Below are 16,806 nucleotides of genomic sequence, written 5' to 3'. Positions count from 1 at the left end.
TTGGGGTGAATCCGTGCGGCTCGCAAGGCAACACAGCCACGAATTTACGCAAGCGCCGCGGCGAGCGCGTCGCGCCACGGCCGCAGCGGCGCCAACCCCGCGGCGGTGGACTGCTCGGACCCCAGCGCCGAATACCGCGGCCGGGGAGCGGGGCGGGGATGTTGATCCGACCCGACGGGCGTGACCCGACCTGGATCGGCACCCAACAACTCGAAGACCGCTTGGGCCTGGTCGAACCGGCTGACCGCGCCCTGGTTGGCGGCGTGCAGCACCGACTCCTCGATCGAGCCGTCGGCCACCTGCAACAGGGCCTCGACCAGGTCGCCGACGTAGGTCGGCGACCCGATCTGATCGGCCACGACGTCGACGGTCCCGTCTCCGGCGGCCTTCTTGCGCATGACGGAGACGAAGTCACTGCCGCCGTCGGCCCCGGCGTAGATCCAGGCCGTGCGGACGACGTGCGCGGTCGGCATCGCCGACAACACCTCGAACTCGCCCTCGAGCTTGGTGCGGCCGTAGACGCTCACCGGCCCGGTCTGGTCGTCGATCTCGTAGGGACGCGGCGGTGCTGGGCCGAAGTCGCCACTGAACACGTAGTCGGTCGAGACGTGGATCAGCTCCGCTCCGGCCCTGGCACAGGCGTGCGCGACGTTCGCGGCACCGGCAGCGTTGACGGCCTGGGCGCCGGCCTCGTCGGCCTCCGCGTCGTCGACCCTGGTGAAGGCCGCACAGTTGACCACCACGTCGCCGGCGGCGACGTGGCGTTGCGGCGCCGCGGGGTCGGTGATGTCGCATTCGGCCGACGTCAGGGCCAGTACTTCGCGGCCACGACGGCGCGCCTCGGCGGCCAGCCGCTGCCCGACCAGACCCCCGGCCCCCGTGATCACCAAACGCTCAGACATGTCTGCAGAGTCTGGCACGCCGACCCGCGTTACCCGGTCTTCGGGCGACTCGCCAGTAGCCTGGGCTGATGCCAGGTCGCCTCTCTCGCATCGTTGCCGTGGTCGCGGCAGCGGTGATCGTCGTCGGCACCGGCGTGGCCTGGGGCAAGATCCGGTCGTTCGAGAACGGCATCAACCACGTGTCGTCGGCGGCGCTCGGTGGCGGCGGCGAGGACGGGGCCATCGACATCCTTTTGGTCGGCATGGACAGCCGCACCGACGCTCACGGCAACCCGCTCTCCGCCGAGGAGTTGGCCACGCTGCGGGCAGGCGACGACGTCTCGACCAACACCGACACGATCATCCTGGTCCGCATTCCCAACAACGGGCAGTCGGCCACGGCCATCTCGATTCCGCGCGACTCCTACGTCGAGGCCCCCGGCGACCTTGGCAAGACCAAGATCAACGGTGTCTTCGGCCAGGTCAAGCTCGAGAAGATGAAGCAGCTCGTCGAACAGCAGGGCGAGGATCCCGTCGTTGCCGAACCGAAGGCCACCGAGGCCGGCCGAGAAGCCCTCATCGAGACCGTCGCGAAGCTGACGGGGGTGACCGTCGACCACTACGCCGAGATTGGACTGCTCGGGTTCGCATTGATCACCGACGCCCTCGGCGGCGTGAACGTGTGCCTCAAGGACGCGGTGTACGAACCACTTTCAGGTGCCGACTTCCCCGCGGGCCAGCAGAAGCTCGACGGACCGCAGGCGTTGAGCTTCGTCCGCCAACGCCACGACCTGCCCCGAGGTGACCTCGACCGGGTGACGCGTCAGCAGGCCGTGATGGCAGCCCTTGCCCACCAGGTCATCTCGAGCAAGACGCTGTCGAGTCCGGCCACCCTCAACCGGCTGCAGGACGCCGTGCAGCGCTCCGTGGTGCTCTCCGAGGGATGGGACATCATGGACTTCGTCACCCAGATGCAGAAGCTGGCCGGCGGCAATGTCGCATTCGCCACCATTCCCGTACTGCAAGAGGACGGTTGGAGTGACGACGGCATGCAGAGCGTCGTGCGCGTGGACCCCGCTCAGGTACAAGACTTCGTCACCGGTCTGCTGCACGACCAAGCCGAGGGCAAGACCGAGGAACTCGCCTACTCACCGAGCAAGACCACCGCGGACGTGGTGAACGACTCCGACATCAACGGCCTGGCCGCCTCGGTCTCCGAAGTGCTCACCGGCAAGGGGTTCGCCGCGGGCAACGTGGGCAACAACGAGTCCGATCGCGTGGCCAGTAGCCAGATTCGCGCCGCCAAGGTCGACGACCTCGGTGCCCAGGCGGTGTCCAAGGAACTGGGCAACCTGCCCGTCGTCGAAGACCCGTCGATGGCTGCTGGCACGGTCAAGGTGGTGTTGGCCGGCGATTACACCGGCCCCGGTTCGGGGCTCGGCAACGAGGTCGCCAGCGGCGACGCCACGGCCTCGACCGTCGACCAGGCCGCCGCGTCGTCCACCGACGCACCCTTGCCCGCACCGCCCATCATCACCGCGGGCTCCGACGGACCGGAGTGCGTGAGCTGACCAATCTTGGCTCAGCGGTGCTCGATCCGCTCCTGGCCCTCCCCTCCGCACCCCGCATCACCTACTACGACGACGCCACCGGCGAGCGCATCGAGCTCTCGACGGTGACCCTGGCCAACTGGGCGGCCAAGACCGGCAACCTGTTGCGCGACGAGCTCGGCGTCGGCGCGGGCAGCCGGGTGGCGGTACTGCTACCCGCCCACTGGCAGACCCTTGGCGTGATGTTGGGTATCTGGTTCATCGGCGCGGAAGTGGTTCTCGGAGGCGGTGATTGCGATGTCGCCTGCTGTACCGTCGACCGGATCGACGACGCCGACGCCGCCGTCGCGCCGTCCGGCGACGTGGTCGCGTTCTCCCTCGACGCCTTCGGCCGGCCGGTCGACGACCTGCCGTTCGGCATCACCGACTACGCCACCTCGGTCCGCGCTCACGGTGACCAGATCGTCCCCGAACGCCAGCCCGGCCCGGCGCTCGACGGGCGTTCGGTCGCCGAAACACTCTCTGCCGCAACCGCTTCAGCCAGCGCACGTGGGCTCGGCGCGGCGAACCGGGCGCTGTCGTCGGCGCCCTGGGACACCGCAGAGGCCGTGGTCGACCGCGTGCTGGCGGTGCTGGTCGCCGGTGGATCCCTGGTTCAGGTCGCCCATCCCGACGTCGACTCGCAGGCTCGTCGCCGGGAAGCCGAGAAGGTCACCGTGGAGCTGGACTAGCTCCGCCGAGTGGCCGCGCCTCGCATGCCGAAGTGGGACGTCTCAGCGCAGCAGGGCGCGCGACATCACCACGCGCTGGATCTGATTGGTGCCCTCGTAGATCTGGGTGATCTTGGCATCGCGCATGTACCGCTCCACCGGGAAGTCGACGGTGTAGCCATACCCGCCGAACAGCTGGACCGCGTTGGTGGTGACCTCCATCGCCACGTCGGAGGCGTAGCACTTGGCGGCCGAGGAGATGAAGCCCAGGTTGGGCTCGCCTCGCTCGGCGCGGGCTGCTGCGGTGTACACCATCAGCCGGGCGGCTTCGATCTTCATCGCCATGTCGGCCAGCATGAACTGGGTGTTCTGGAAGTCGCTGATGGACTTCCCGAACTGCTTGCGCTCCTTGGTGTAGGCGATCGACGCCTCCAACGCGCCCTGCGCGATGCCGACGGCCTGCGCACCGATGGTCGGACGGGTGTGGTCCAGCGTCGCCAACGCGGTCTTGAAACCGGTGCCGGGTTCACCGATGATCCGATCGCCAGGAATCCGGCAGTCCTCGAAGTACAGGTCCGTCGTCGGCGAACCCTTGATGCCCATCTTGCGTTCCTTGGCGCCGACGGTGAAACCGGGGTCGTCGGCGTGCACCACGAACGCGGAGATGCCGTTGGCACCCTTGTCCGGGTCGGTCACCGCCATCACGGTGTACCAGGTCGACTTGCCGCCGTTGGAGATCCAACACTTCGACCCGTTGAGCACCCAGTCGTCCCCGTCGGCCTTGGCCCGGGTCCGCATCGCCGCGGCGTCGCTGCCGGCCTCGCGCTCGGACAGCGCGTAGGAGGCGGTGGCCTCACCCGAGCCGATCGAGGGCAGGACCTTCTGCTTCAGCTCCTCCGAGCCCTTCAACAGCATGCCCATGGTGCCGAGTTTGTTGCAGATCGGGATCAGCGACGACGAGGCACATACCCTGGCGACTTCCTCGATGACGATGCACGCCGCGACGGAGTCGCCGCCCTGGCCGCCGTACTCCTCGGGAATGTGGATCGCCGAGAACCCCGACGAGTTCAGCGCCTTGAGCGCCTCGTCGGTGTAGCGAGCTTTCTCGTCGACGTCGGCCGCGTACGGCGCAATCTCCTTGTCGCACAGGTCCCGCAAGATCTTGCGCATCTCGACGTGCTCATCGGACAACTGGAAGACGTCGAAGGACGGGTTACCAACGGACATGTGCCACTCCTCGCTACTCGTCGGTAACTTTACCGTCGAATACGCGGCCCCTTGCTAGTGGGGCCTAGTCGCCCTTGCCGGCGGCAATCTTCAAGCTTCGCACCAGCCCTCGGTAGCTTCGGTGGTAAAGAGATCGCGCGGTCCTACTGCGCCTGAGGATGTCCACCGGCCGAGTAGGCGCGACGTACAGCACCGGATGTCCGTGAAATACAGTCGACTCCGACTGAAACCGCCAACCCCCCGCGACGGTCGACTCGAGCTCTTTGCGATAAACGTCACAATGCTCAGGTTGGCTGAAGAACACCTTATTGAAGCCGATCGCAAACGGCGCCAGCTTGGCCCCATCGGCCATATATTTCATTGTGCCCACCGCAACGCCCGGCCACTGCTGGTTGAAGATGTCATCTGCGATCAAAATGCCGCCGTCGGCCAACGTTTCCTCGGCCAACCGCATGTCGCTATAGACAACTTCCTCGGTATGCCCGCCATCCACGCTGAAGAGGCGGACGGGGCCACCGGCTTTCTCCCGCAATACATCCGAGGTCAACTTCGTCGAATCGCCCTGATGCAGAACCAAGCCATCCATCGTTGACCAAAGCGCCACGTTGTCTGCGAACTTGCCTAAGTCACCTTTTCCAGAATTGTCAGTGTTGAGCTCCTGGTCACCGAACAGGTCGATCGCCACCGATGTTCCACTTCCGCGTTGCAGCAAGTGCAACGCGATGAAGAGACGACCGTGATGCACGCCGATCTCGGCGATCGCCCCCTTCACCTCGCGCTCGCGCTGCATGTCATCGAGCGCGGCGAGCACCGGCAGGTTCCCAGCCTCCAGGAAGCCCGTCACGAATCGATAGCCGACGGTCTGATACCGCGAAAATGAGTGCTTCATCGAGAGCAATACTACGGGCCGAGCAAGTGTTCTCGAAGATTTGCATCCTTCGTTAACACCATCTGCTCCAGGCTCACCTGGTAGGCTTCCATACCCTCGCGCAAGCGCTGATCAGCCGCGCCGAGGATGCGTACCGCCAGCAGACCGGCGTTTCGGGCACCGCCGATCGACACCGTCGCCACTGGCACGCCGGCCGGCATCTGCACGATCGACAACAGCGAGTCCAGACCGTCGAGGCGGGCCAATGGCACGGGAACGCCGATCACCGGCAGCGGAGTCGCCGCGGCCACCATGCCGGGCAGGTGGGCCGCCCCGCCGGCCCCGGCGATGACGACCTGGATCCCCCGGCCGGCGGCGCCCTTGGCGTAGTCGAGCATCCGGCCGGGCGTGCGGTGCGCCGACACCACGCCGACCTCGAAGGGCACCTCGAACTCGACCAGGGCGGTGACGGCGTCCTCCATCACCGTCCAGTCGCTGTCGCTGCCCATGATGACGCCGACCCGTGGCGAGTTGCTATGCGCCATGCTCATCCCATCCGTCCGTCCACTCGCCATGCGAAAGCCAGTGCGCCGCTCGCACCGCCCGCTCCCGAACCTCCGCCACGTAGGCCGCGTCGTCGACCGAACCACCCGCGGCACCCAGCACGTTGACGTGGCCGATCTTGCGCCCCGGCCGCTCCGACTTGCCGTACAGGTGCACCTTGGCCTCTGGCAGCCGCGCGAAGAGGTGGTGGAGGCGCTCATCCATGCCCATCTGAGGCGCGTGGGCCGCACCCAGCACGTTGGCCATCACGGTGACCGGTGCGATCGGGGCGGTGGCACCGAGGGGGTAGTCGAGAACCGCCCGAAGGTGCTGCTCGAACTGGCTGGTGACGGCACCGTTCATCGTCCAGTGGCCGGTGTTGTGTGGCCGCATCGCCAACTCGTTCACCAGCAGCGTGCGGTCGGCGGTCTCGAAGAGTTCGACCGCCAGCACGCCCACCACCCCAAGTTCGCCGGCCAGCCGCAAGCCGAGCTGCTCGGCGGCGCCGCGTAGGTCGTCGTCCAGGTTGGGCGCCGGGGCGATCACCTCGACGCAGATGCCGTCGCGCTGCACCGACTGGACGACCGGCCACGCTGCACCCTGTCCGAAGGGCGAGCGAGCCACCAGCGCCGACAGCTCGCGGCGCATGTCGACCCGCTCCTCGAGCAGCACCGCCGTGCCGTCGGCCAGGTAACGCTCCGTCACCGCGCGAGCCTCGGCCAGGTCGGCGGCCAGCGTGACCCCGCGTCCGTCGTACCCGCCTCGCGCGGTCTTCACAACGATGGGTCCGTCGATCCGCGCTGCGAAGGCGTCGACATCGGACGGTTCGGCGACCTCGGCGAAACGCGGGATCGGCGCTCCAAGTTCCTCCAGGCGGCGGCGCATCACCAGCTTGTCCTGCGCGTGGATCAACGCCTGCGGGGGCGGCGCAACGTTCACTCCGGAGTCCACCAGGGCCGACAGGAGCTCGGTCGGGACGTGTTCGTGGTCGAAGGTCAGCGCCGCGGCGCCCTCGGCTACTCGGGCCAGCGCGTCAGCGTCGGTGTGGGCGCCGATCACGACGTCCGGACTCACCTGTGCCGCGGGATCCTCCGGTGACGCGGCCAACACCCGCAAGGTCTGACCCAGGGCAATCGCGGCCTGGTGGGTCATCCTGGCCAGCTGTCCGCCACCGATCATGGCTACGACGGGGGGTGCACTCACGGCCCCTATGTTGTCACGGTCCTCACGACCAACCGCACCCGTCGCGACCTGCACGGCTACGCGTACTATGTCCAGCTTCCGTAGACTCCCCTACCGTGCCCTTCACCGACGCCACCATTGCGCGCCTACCGCGAGCGATTCGGCCCTTTGCGGAGCGGCATCACGAGCTCATCAAGTTCGCCATCGTGGGCGGAACCACCTTCATCATCGACTCGGCGATCTTCTTCACGCTCAAGCTGACGATCCTGGAGCCGAAACCCGTCACCGCCAAGATCATCTCGGGCGTCGTGGCGGTGATCGCGTCCTACATCCTCAATCGGGAATGGAGTTTCCGCGACCGCGGTGGGCGGGAACGGCACCACGAGGCCCTGCTGTTCTTCGGGGTCAGCGCCGTCGGCGTGCTGCTGAGTATGGCGCCGCTGTGGGTGAGCAGCTACGTGCTGGAGTTGCGCGTTCCCACGGTCAGTTTGACCGTCGAGAACGTCGCCGACTTCGTCTCCGCGTACGTCATCGGCAATTTGTTGCAAATGGCGTTCCGGTTCTGGGCTTTTCGGCGCTGGGTGTTCCCCGACGAGTTCGGTCGCAACCCGGACAAGGCCGTCGAGGCGGCCATCACCGCGGGCGGCATCGCCGAGGCGCTGGAGGACGAAGCCGAGCAGGCTCACACCCGCAGTACGGTCACTCCGCTTCGCGGCCGTCGCGCGCGCCGAGCCGGTCAGCTCGGGGACTCCTCCGAACCAAGGGTGTCGAAGACTTCGTGATACAGCAGTGAGTGCACCTGCTCCACGCGCGGAATGTCGTGAAATTGCAGCGGATCCTGTGACGCCGACTCGATGATCAGCGTTCCCGTGCGCAGCATTCGGTCGACGAGGCCATGACGAAACTCGACGCTGTTGATCCGGGCGAGCGGGATATCGATACCAGAGCGGGTCATGACGCCGTGGCGAAACATCACCCGGCGGTCGGTGATGACGAAATGCGTTGCGCGCCAACTGAACACGGGCCACAGCACCAGCCATCCAACCAGGATGAGCCAGATCACGGCGATGACGATCATGACGATGTTCTTCGCCATCTGTTCCCACGCCATGTGGTTGACCACGCCGAGACCGAAAGCCGCGACCGCGGTCGCCAGCAGCAGCACGAACACCGGCCCGATCAACCGCTTCCAGTGCGGATGACGGTGTAGCACGACGCGTTCGTCGCCGGCCAGCACGTTGTCGGGATATCCCACGGCCAGGACTCTACCCAGCTAGACGGGCCGAAGATGCACGATGTCGGTACTGCAGCCGTTTGTCAACGACGAGTTGCGTTCCGCTTCTCCAGTTGCGACGCGGTACCGCTTTCGTGTCGCGATTGCGAACGAGATGATTTGATCGCGCTGCGTCGACCATCGTCCGCCGTCGCACCGACGTAGGTCTTCGCGGTCGGCGTCATGGTCGGGTAGGAGGCAGCTGTTGGGAGCAAATGAAATTGACGTAGGCTTGCGCCGTTCTGCCACAAGCAGCAAAACGTCAGCACATCCTACCGCCTAGTACGCGCCCGACCCCTGCAGTACGCTTCGGATTGTCTTCAGCGCAATCAGAGCGTCGTTAGCAATCGACCAGTTTTCGACGTACGACAGGTCGAGACGGACGGAATCCTCCCACGACAGATCAGACCGTCCGCTTACCTGCCATAAACCCGTGATCCCCGGTAGGACCAGAAGCCGCCGGCGGATCTGTTCGCTGTAGGTGTCAGCTTCACGGCGAAGCGGCGGGCGTGGCCCTACCACACTCATGTCGCGCTTCAAGACGTTGACGAATTGAGGCAGTTCGTCGATGCTGTACTTCCGAAGAATTCTGCCGACGGCCGTGACTCGGGGATCGTCTTTCATTTTGAACAAAACTCCCCCGATGCTGTCGTTCGAGGCAGCCAAGCTGTCGACCTGCTCGTCGGCACCGACGACCATGGTGCGAAATTTAATCATCTGGAAGGGCAATCCTTCTCTTCCGATACGCTCCGAGCGGTACAAGACTGGCCCCGCAGAGGTCAGCTTGATCGCAAAGGCCGCGATGGCCATTACGGGCGTCATCAATATGAGCGCAGTAACTGCGACGAAGTAGTCGAACGCAAGTTTCTGTAGCTTCTTCGTGCCGGAATACTGTGGCTTCTCGACGTGGATCAGGGGAAGCCCCGCGACCGGGCGCATCGTGAGACGAGGCCCAGCCACGTCCACCACGCCAGGTGTGACCACTAGATCCACGCCCAGTTTGTCCAAGTCCCACGACAGTTCACGGACTCCATCAGGACCAAGGTGGTCAGTAGTCGTCAACGCGACAGTGTCCGCACCGGTCTTCAGGATTGCGTCGTGCACTGCGGTCTCGTCGCCGAGCACCGGCAATTTGCCAACCCTTGCAATGTGCATCGAACCCGTGGAGGTGTGTCGTGTCAAGCACACTCCGACTACTGCGTAACCGTATCCCCAACCGCGGCCCAGCGACTGGACAAGGCTCTGAACCGCCCGCTTATCCCCCACGGCGAGCACTGTCACTACACAACGGCCCTTTCGGCGTTGCCGCATAAGGAATAGTCGACAAATGTGACGGCCAAGCACCAGAGCAAAAAACCCTAGCGGAAATGCCACCGCCAAGTACCCACGGGCATATTCCGGTCGGAAGATCATCAGAGCGACAGCGACGACCCCGATGGTCGCCAGAGTAGCGGAGACCACTCTTCGGTATTCTTCGACACCCGCTCCAACGATCCTAGGCGACCGAGACCGGTACGCCGCCAGCAACGCAAGCCAGATGGCTGCAACGCACAAGGACAGAATCGAGAAATAGACTGAGAGAGGATCCACTGCCGTCACAGGGCGACCAACCCGTACAGTCTGTGCGCAGGCCATAGCCAAACCGACCACCACCACGTCGGACAAGACCAACGCTTTGATGTACCGGCGCTGCCAGCGCGGACCGTCTTTCTGGTAGGCACCTCGAGTGACGGTTTGGGCGAAAGTTGCCAGCTCACCTGCAACTGTCACGTTCTAAACTCCCTAAGCGATTTGCCGGTAGCAACGCTTTGCGCGCGAAGCGTGCTGTTCAAGACCACTGTTACAGCATATTGCGTCGTTCGCCAGATGAACACGGCCGCTTTCCTTCCGCCTGGGCGGATACCTCGCTAGAGAAGGTCGCGACGCTGGTTGCCAGCCGCTTCGAAGCTAGCTGAATCGACGGGGCATCTCGAACGGGAGCGTAGTGGGGGCCGAAAACGATGCCCGAAACGAGCGAACCGATCGGTGTATTCTGATTTTGATGGCACTGCGTGTCATTGCAGGAGCGTACGGTGATTGATACGCCGGGGGGCGCAACGAAGGCTCCGGTGCTGTTTGCAGTGTCGCTGAATCGCTGAAGGGAGCCGCAAGGCTGGTGCATGCCCGAGCAAAGCGCGTTTGAACCTCAGCAAACGCGCTTAGAACGGGCCCTGGCAGGAGTCGATGCACGTCTCGGCCGCCACCTCCATGTCGTTTGGAGCGGCTTAAACTTACTTAGTGCGACGAACGTTCGTCATATGCGTGCTGGACCTCTCCACTCGGGACCACGCCGGCCGTGGGTGACACTGGCGTCCACAGCGCTTTCTCCGTGCAGGAGCCGGCCCGGAAATAACCGGGCCGGCCGACTACGTCAATAGCCTGCGCTTACAGCGGTCACTGGGCGGGGACGGAGCTTGTTCCCGCGATGTCAGCCCTGCTCGACGTCGACGCGTCCTGATTCGACGACGCAGCGCTGTTCGGCGTCCCGAGATCCTGTTGGTCGGCCGGTCGGCCTTCAGGAGTTCGTGTTCTTCCGCCGCCGAATTCCGGACGCGGCCGGGCCACACCCGCTCCACCATCTACTCGCAGCCTCAGCCGGGGGCCCTTCGAGTCAGCACCCGACGATGAGTTCGCAGCACTCGTCGCGCCCCCCGGTGACGGTGCGCTTGCCTCTGCGGTTTTCGCGCCGCTGGCCTTGGGGGTGGCGGCCGATGAAACGCTTCCACTCGCGGTGCCTGTTCCGGGGGCCGCACCCTCGGAGCCACCCCCTCGCGTACCCGAGACCAAACCTGAACCAGGGGTTCCAACGTTTGTCAGCGTACCAACAGAATTATTTAGATCGGTTGAATCGGGGGCCCCTTGAATCGCGGCCGGCGTTTTATCCGCCTCGCTTTTAGGGAGATTTGCGGGTTCAGCGCTTGCTAAGTCGCCATTGGTGCCGGGAACTGGTGCGCCACTATTTGAATGACCGTCGAAGTCATCAGCAGGCAGCTGGTTCGATTGCGCATCTGCCTCGTCGGACTCGCCTGCACCCATTGGGTCACCCTTAGATCCTCCTCCGGCCTCGACTGACTCCGACTCGCGCCCGCCGACGGTACCCGAGCCCGCGGCGCCTGTTAGTTGCGATGCCTTATCGACATCGCCTGTACTTCCAAGCGCTCCATTCCCGCTGCCGGACTTTACAGACTTCAGCTGGAGGTCCTCTCCGCCTTGATCGTCTGGTACGGCAGCCAGCCGCGCCGTGGGCGCAGCCTGTGGCGGTGCCAGTGCGCTAAAGAAGTTCGCCACAGCAGTTGCAAGAGCATTGGCAACGGAACTTATGAAGGCGTTCGCGAAGTTTTGAGTCAACGTTGCCAATGCTTGAGCAGCTTGACGAACGAACGCAGCGATAGCGGCGCCAACAGGGTCAACGACCGGTGGCTGAACCGGCGGCAGCGTCGCCTGTATCGCCTGCTTGACTACGTTTGCAGCCAGTTTTGCGATCCAATCCGTCGTGTACAAACCGAAGTTGTCCTCTGGGTTGACACTCCCGGTAGCGGCGTCACGTGTCGTGTAAATGAAGATCGGGCCTCCCCCGGCGGCGCTCTTCCACGCGCTGAGGATGTCGGCGATGTACGCGGCCTGCTGTTCCTGTGTCACGACGCTGGTAGGCAACCCGTACTCGGTAGCCCACACTTGCTTGGCCGCATCCCCGTTGGCCGCCATCAGCGCACGAATCGCATTGAGCTGGTTCAACGGCGACTCGGGTAAATTCAGCCCGTCGGAGAATTTAGTCGAATACTGGTACGGGTGGAAAGACAAAGCATCGAAGTACCCCTGCGCTCCTGCCGCGTACATCTCTTGAATGAACCGAACTGGATTAGTGGCCAGTGAACCGAAATCCAGCGTAGAAGTGAGAACGCCGCCGATCACGGTAGCGCTAGGATCGGCCGCTTTGATTGCGCCGTATGCAGCCTTTAGCAGCGCCGTATACGCGTTGGCATCCGGCTGGGGAGCCCAGAACGTCTGAATGTTGGGCTCGTTCCACACTTCGTAAGCGGAGACCTTGCCTGCATAACGGCTCGCCACCGCTGCCGCGAAGTCTGCGTAGTCAGAATTGGACACCGGAGCGCCTGCGTACGGCGGCGTGCCCGGCGCCGCAGCCCATGCTGGCGTCGAATTTAGCACGCCTAGCACCCCCATATTTCGCTGAGTCGCGGCGTTGACGATCAAATCCGTCTGGGCCCAGTCGAATTGGTTGGGATTTGGCTCGATACCGGCCCATGGCATCTGTATCCGTACGTTGGTGACGCCGAGTGCGAGCATCTTGTCCAATTGGGTATTGATGTCTGCCGCCGAGAGGAAGTAGAGCTGCGAGTCCGCCAGGCCAATCGTGCTCGAGGACGCCGCGATAGCCGCTGTCTCCATTACGTCGTACGTCCTAGGTCCAGGCCTTGCCGGAGCGGCATAGCTTGCCGTCACGGAGACCATTGCAGTTGACACCACTGCAATACCTACCTGAGTAGCGCATCGTTGGACACGCGATTTCATCCAGTTACTCACGCCTACTCCTAATCAGCTGTCGATGATTCGAGCGTTATGGCCACGTCTCGCGCTCAAAGTAGCTCATTGCTGACTAGTCCGCGCAGATTGCTGAGAAACGATCTTGAAGAGACTGGCACTGCAAGCGAACACCACTTCACGGCAAAGCTTATGACACCGTTCTAGCAAATGGCTAGAAATTTGCGCTCCCGACAGGCACACCGATTCGCAAAAGAGTCATATGGAATGATTTTGTGGCCTTAGGTCACGAAATGGCAGCTCACAGCATGTAAACAGAGTAGCTAATTAACCGCTCGGTGGGAGAGGTCCGCCTCAACCATCACCAAGCACGTATTTACCGGTGCCACGATCAACATTGCAAGTATTGACTCCGCAAAATCACATAGCTGCAAGCCTGGCATACGCACCAAAATCTAGGCGGTGGGTGGCTACTAATCTTCGTTAGCCGCGGAAGTCACATTCGGATTGGCTAAGCCAAGGCCGAAGACCGGTGGGTGCCGACGGCGCCTCATGCCGACCCCAGGTCGAGGGCTAGTCGGGCAAAATCGACGTACCGTCCCAGCTCGGTTGTGGCCACAACCAATGACTTGGTAGGCCTTCCCAGACGGTGCCCGTTTAATCCGAAGGCTACGTGCAGCGCGCCGCTCGGGAGAAGGTACATCCAGCGTCACATCTAGATGCGCCGTGGAAAATATTCGGTCCCCGTGGGTCGCAGATGCACAATGTCGGCTGCGGCTATGAAGACTGTTCCACGAGCGGTCATAATACCCAGGCGGCCTTGGTGGTCGAGGGTCGACGCAGTCCCGAAAATGTCGCGACCACCGGGGAGTGAGACACGTACACGCTGCCCCAACGTCAAGCTGCGTGCGCGATAGTCCGATTCAAGCGTCTCGTCGGCGCCGCGGGCCGTCTGCCAATGGTCGATGCGCATCCTGAGTTTCTCAAGCATCGCGATCAGCAGTACTTGCCGGTCAGGCTTTCCGTCGGAGAGCAGGTGGACTGACGTGGCCCCCACATCCGCGATTTCGTCGAGCTGCAACGACACGTTGAGCCCTATCCCCACTACGATTCGCGAGGTTGGCTTTGCGACCGTTGACAGGATTCCGGCAATCTTGCCGCCGCCCGCCAAGACGTCGTTCGGCCATTTGAGGCCTGCAACTATGCCGGTTACGGACGACAGGGCATCGACGACGGCGGTTCCGCAGGCTAATGATAGCCAACCCCAAGATTCCACGGGCACATGCGTCGCGTCTACGCCCACGGAGACGAGGATCTGCGCCATCGGCGCACTCAGCCACGCACGCCCATGGCGCCCCACTCCGGCGATCTGATGCTCCGCGACGAGGACGACACCCGCGACGTCCTCTCCGTCGGTTGCGCGACGAACGAGGTCGGCGTTCGTCGATGGGGTTTCCGCGACTACGGTCAACTTGCGCCAGCCGCCATGCCCGCCCGTAACAGCCGCCCTTAATCGATCTTCGTCGTACGGTTCGCGAACGGCGTCGTCAGCCACCAGGAAATGGTAAGGCACCTCGCCGAGCGTATCTGGGCCAGAGCCCTGCTTTTGAGCCAAACCGTGGCGCGTCGGGTCTTGAAAACGCATGCGCCGCTGGTCAGTACGCTAGTTGGTCGTCGCCCCGTCGCAGTCTCCCTGGATGAGCGCCTTCGCGAACCCTGCGTATTGGTATAGGTAGTCGATTTCCCACTGCACAACGGAGCGGTCGTAGTTTCGCTGTACAGACTCCATGACGATATCCCGGGAGTCTATTGAAGAACACTGCCGAAAGATTAGCCGTGCCCGAGGGATGTGGAATCTCCATGTGACGACGATGATCTTCTGCCACGATCGTTTCACGGCCAAGTCACGTACCGCTCTCGCTTCGCCGCGCGTCGTCATGGGCGTGGGTCGTGGACACAGCACTTCGACCGTGCGGTTTGACGAGCTACACACGCGCCGCATGATTGGATCGTCGGGAAAATATGGATTCGACAGGACCACGGTGTTCGCCCACCCGTCGTGCGCAAGTCGTAAACCGAAATCTTCACGCCCGTCGTGCTCGCCACCGAGGACCACTATCGCATCGGCAGACCGCAGTCGATCCGTCGGCGCTTCGGTCATGAACACGAAGCCGGTTATTCCCACCAGTCCCAGGAGCGTGACTAAAACCATGAGTATGGCTGCACACGCACCCAAGATTGGGTGCTTCCTCACGGACGTTCACACCTCCCCGGGGGCATCGGTGCACAGTGACTTGTAGCCCGCCCACATTCGGCGGCCGAGTTCACGCTGGCCGGCAGCGTTGTAGTGGGTATCCAATCGCCCCTTGACAAATCCACCGTTGATTGCTGAATGCGGACCGAGTGCAAAGAAGACTCTATCGTGGCGATTTGGCGAATCTGCATGCACCGCGTCGATTACTGGATAAGCCGCGTGACCACTTTCCATTTCTTCTGGCACCATCTGACCCATGATGAAGGGCACGTCCTTTCCATAGCGCGCACGCATATCGTGGATGACGGAATCAAGCTTCTCCCGGTAGACCGGACCGGGCGTCAGCGGCACGTCAGTCTCTCCCTGGTGCCACAGAATGGCGGCCACACAGCTGCCGGGGAACCGATCGAGCGCTGCGTCAATGGCGCTAACAGCGTCTCGGTATAGGTTATGGCGCGTCCGGATGTCGACCGGATCCCAGGTGTAACCGTTCTTGGGCGTGAATGAAGTATCGCCGCGCGCGCACGGCATTAAAAGGATGCGCCGCCCGGTCTCAACAGCTAAAGATCGGCCAAATGTCACGCCGAAACCGACTCCCTTACCGGGAATTTCGTGCAGCAGCGGATCTACTGCCAAGACCGCCGATCCCTTGGAGGGGCCGCACATCGCCCATTGATGCACATCGGGATGCGGACAGTCTTCCTTTCCGAGATCCAATCCGACACCCATCCCGAACGCATTCGATTGACCCAAGATGGGCACGATGAGATAGCCGTTGGTGGGAGCCTCTACGACGATCCCGCGCGGAGCGATTCTCCGCTTTACGAAACACTTGAGCGCGACGAGCATCTGGTGCCACATCGGACCGTCCCCATCGGGGTTCCTACGCGCAGTCATCGCCAGCGGGTTTCCCGGCGAATCGGTCGACGACCCAGGGCAGTAGGCCGCCGACGTCCGTTTCCCCATGCCCCTTGTCTGCCTCGAACTTCCACTGCACGTCACCCCCGAGCTGGCACGCCTTCTCGATAGACGCCCGAGTCCATTCGGCATCGATCAGCGTGTCCATGCCGCTGTACCAAACAAAAAGCGGCGCCGATAGCCGTTGTTGGGGCAGGGCCCACTTGGATAGATAGTTCTGAATCTGCTGGGCTGCCTTGGACGAACGAGGCTTGAGGTCAGATGGACCAAGGGCCTCTGCCGCTGCGTTTCGCTTGAGCACATCTGGACCGGAACAAGCCGAAAGAATGTCCCAATTTCGAGCCGCCGACCCGCTGCGGAAATCGTCGCGATTGATGTCGAGGTGCAGCTTAGCCAGGGATTCGATGATCGCTTGAAATGCAGGGCGCTGGTCAGGTGTCAAAGTACCAGCCTGCGCCTTCTCGACCAACCGACTCACATCTGCGGCGGGCGAAATGGCCAAAGCGCCAACGAGCTCCATGTCCGGCGCATAGGCGCTCGCTTGTTCGTCCGCGGCCCACGCTGCGCCTCCACCTTGCGAAGCCCCAATGGCCGCCCATCTGTTTGATACGTCGCCGAACGTCCACCTCAGGGCCCTCACGGCGTCGATCATGTTCAAGCCGGCCGTTTTCGCATCTGTGTAGGGATGCACACCTTCTGACCCCAGGCCCTGGTAGTCAGTGAGCGCCACAGCGTACCCAGCACCTGTCAGACTAACCACTGAATCCTCGATACCAAGGAGTGAGTCGGAAAGCGAGGGTGCGCACGGTTCCTGAATTCCTGTGGTGCCGTGACCGAATGAAATGACCGGCCAGCCTCCGG

General features: G+C 63.2%; 15 protein-coding genes. 3 read left to right on the top strand and 12 right to left on the bottom strand.

From position 1 onward, the window contains the following. Positions 1-44: 44 nt before the first annotated feature. The gene (gene rfbD, locus ABZ195_RS09145; RefSeq protein WP_355216855.1) at positions 45-902 is read right to left on the bottom strand and encodes a dTDP-4-dehydrorhamnose reductase; all 858 of its coding nucleotides are present in this window, start codon (positions 900-902) and stop codon (positions 45-47) included. A gap of 68 nt (positions 903-970) precedes the next feature. Here rfbD and ABZ195_RS09140 point away from each other — a divergent pair, with 68 nt between their 5' ends. Then, positions 971-2,452 (top strand): LCP family protein, encoded by a 1,482-nt coding sequence (locus ABZ195_RS09140; RefSeq protein WP_355216853.1) that lies wholly within the window; start codon positions 971-973, stop codon positions 2,450-2,452. Beyond that, positions 2,440-3,162: a TIGR03089 family protein gene (locus ABZ195_RS09135; RefSeq protein WP_355216851.1), complete on the top strand. Its 723-nt coding sequence runs from the start codon at positions 2,440-2,442 to the stop codon at positions 3,160-3,162. The genes ABZ195_RS09140 and ABZ195_RS09135 overlap by 13 nt, the downstream gene beginning before the upstream one ends. Before the next feature lie 42 nt (positions 3,163-3,204). On the opposite strand, the gene ABZ195_RS09130 is transcribed toward ABZ195_RS09135, so the two are convergent. The 4 genes from ABZ195_RS09130 to ABZ195_RS09115 form a co-directional block, all read right to left on the bottom strand. Next, positions 3,205-4,368 carry an acyl-CoA dehydrogenase gene (locus ABZ195_RS09130; protein ID WP_263996738.1) on the bottom strand — a complete coding sequence of 388 codons (1,164 nt, stop codon included), beginning with the start codon at positions 4,366-4,368 and terminating at the stop codon, positions 3,205-3,207. Between the two features lie 64 nt (positions 4,369-4,432). After that, on the bottom strand, positions 4,433-5,257 hold the full coding sequence (locus tag ABZ195_RS09125; RefSeq protein WP_355216849.1) for a class I SAM-dependent methyltransferase: 825 nt from the start codon (positions 5,255-5,257) through the stop codon (positions 4,433-4,435). Positions 5,258-5,268: 11 nt separating this feature from the next. Further along, complete coding sequence (purE, locus tag ABZ195_RS09120; protein ID WP_355216848.1) at positions 5,269-5,781, bottom strand: 5-(carboxyamino)imidazole ribonucleotide mutase; 513 nt, start codon at positions 5,779-5,781, stop codon at positions 5,269-5,271. Continuing rightward, positions 5,771-6,982 (bottom strand): 5-(carboxyamino)imidazole ribonucleotide synthase, encoded by a 1,212-nt coding sequence (locus ABZ195_RS09115; RefSeq protein ID WP_355216846.1) that lies wholly within the window; start codon positions 6,980-6,982, stop codon positions 5,771-5,773. The genes purE and ABZ195_RS09115 overlap by 11 nt, the downstream gene beginning before the upstream one ends. A gap of 95 nt (positions 6,983-7,077) precedes the next feature. On the opposite strand from ABZ195_RS09115, the gene ABZ195_RS09110 reads away from it, so the two are divergent. Further along, positions 7,078-7,743: a GtrA family protein gene (locus tag ABZ195_RS09110; RefSeq protein WP_355216844.1), complete on the top strand. Its 666-nt coding sequence runs from the start codon at positions 7,078-7,080 to the stop codon at positions 7,741-7,743. Here the strand turns inward: ABZ195_RS09110 and ABZ195_RS09105 are convergent. The 7 genes from ABZ195_RS09105 to ABZ195_RS09075 form a co-directional block, all read right to left on the bottom strand. Next, on the bottom strand, positions 7,698-8,216 hold the full coding sequence (locus tag ABZ195_RS09105; RefSeq protein ID WP_355216843.1) for a PH domain-containing protein: 519 nt from the start codon (positions 8,214-8,216) through the stop codon (positions 7,698-7,700). The two genes, ABZ195_RS09110 and ABZ195_RS09105, sit on opposite strands and share 46 nt — an antisense overlap. 297 nt (positions 8,217-8,513) lie before the next feature. Beyond that, positions 8,514-9,887, bottom strand: coding sequence for a sugar transferase (locus tag ABZ195_RS09100; protein ID WP_355217053.1), 1,374 nt, complete (start codon positions 9,885-9,887; stop codon positions 8,514-8,516). Between the two features lie 780 nt (positions 9,888-10,667). Continuing rightward, positions 10,668-12,680: a cellulase family glycosylhydrolase gene (locus ABZ195_RS09095; protein ID WP_355216841.1), complete on the bottom strand. Its 2,013-nt coding sequence runs from the start codon at positions 12,678-12,680 to the stop codon at positions 10,668-10,670. 808 nt (positions 12,681-13,488) lie between these two features. Continuing rightward, a complete protein-coding gene (locus ABZ195_RS09090; protein ID WP_355217051.1) occupies positions 13,489-14,331 on the bottom strand; it encodes a biotin--[acetyl-CoA-carboxylase] ligase in 843 nt (280 codons plus the stop codon). 105 nt (positions 14,332-14,436) lie between these two features. Next, positions 14,437-14,934 (bottom strand): YdcF family protein, encoded by a 498-nt coding sequence (locus ABZ195_RS09085; protein WP_355217049.1) that lies wholly within the window; start codon positions 14,932-14,934, stop codon positions 14,437-14,439. Between the two features lie 99 nt (positions 14,935-15,033). Beyond that, positions 15,034-15,888, bottom strand: a complete 855-nt coding sequence (locus ABZ195_RS09080; protein ID WP_355216839.1) for a sialate O-acetylesterase — start codon at positions 15,886-15,888, stop codon at positions 15,034-15,036. 22 nt (positions 15,889-15,910) lie between these two features. Next, a complete protein-coding gene (locus ABZ195_RS09075) occupies positions 15,911-16,675 on the bottom strand; it encodes a lipase family protein (RefSeq protein WP_355216837.1) in 765 nt (254 codons plus the stop codon). Between the last annotated feature and the right edge of the window lie 131 nt (positions 16,676-16,806).

The organism is Mycobacterium sp. NPDC006124, from assembly GCF_040614235.1.
Classification (GTDB): Bacteria; Actinomycetota; Actinomycetes; order Mycobacteriales; family Mycobacteriaceae; genus Mycobacterium.
The sequence above is the reverse complement of the archived record's forward strand: the minus strand, read 5'-3'. Positions and strand labels throughout refer to the sequence as shown.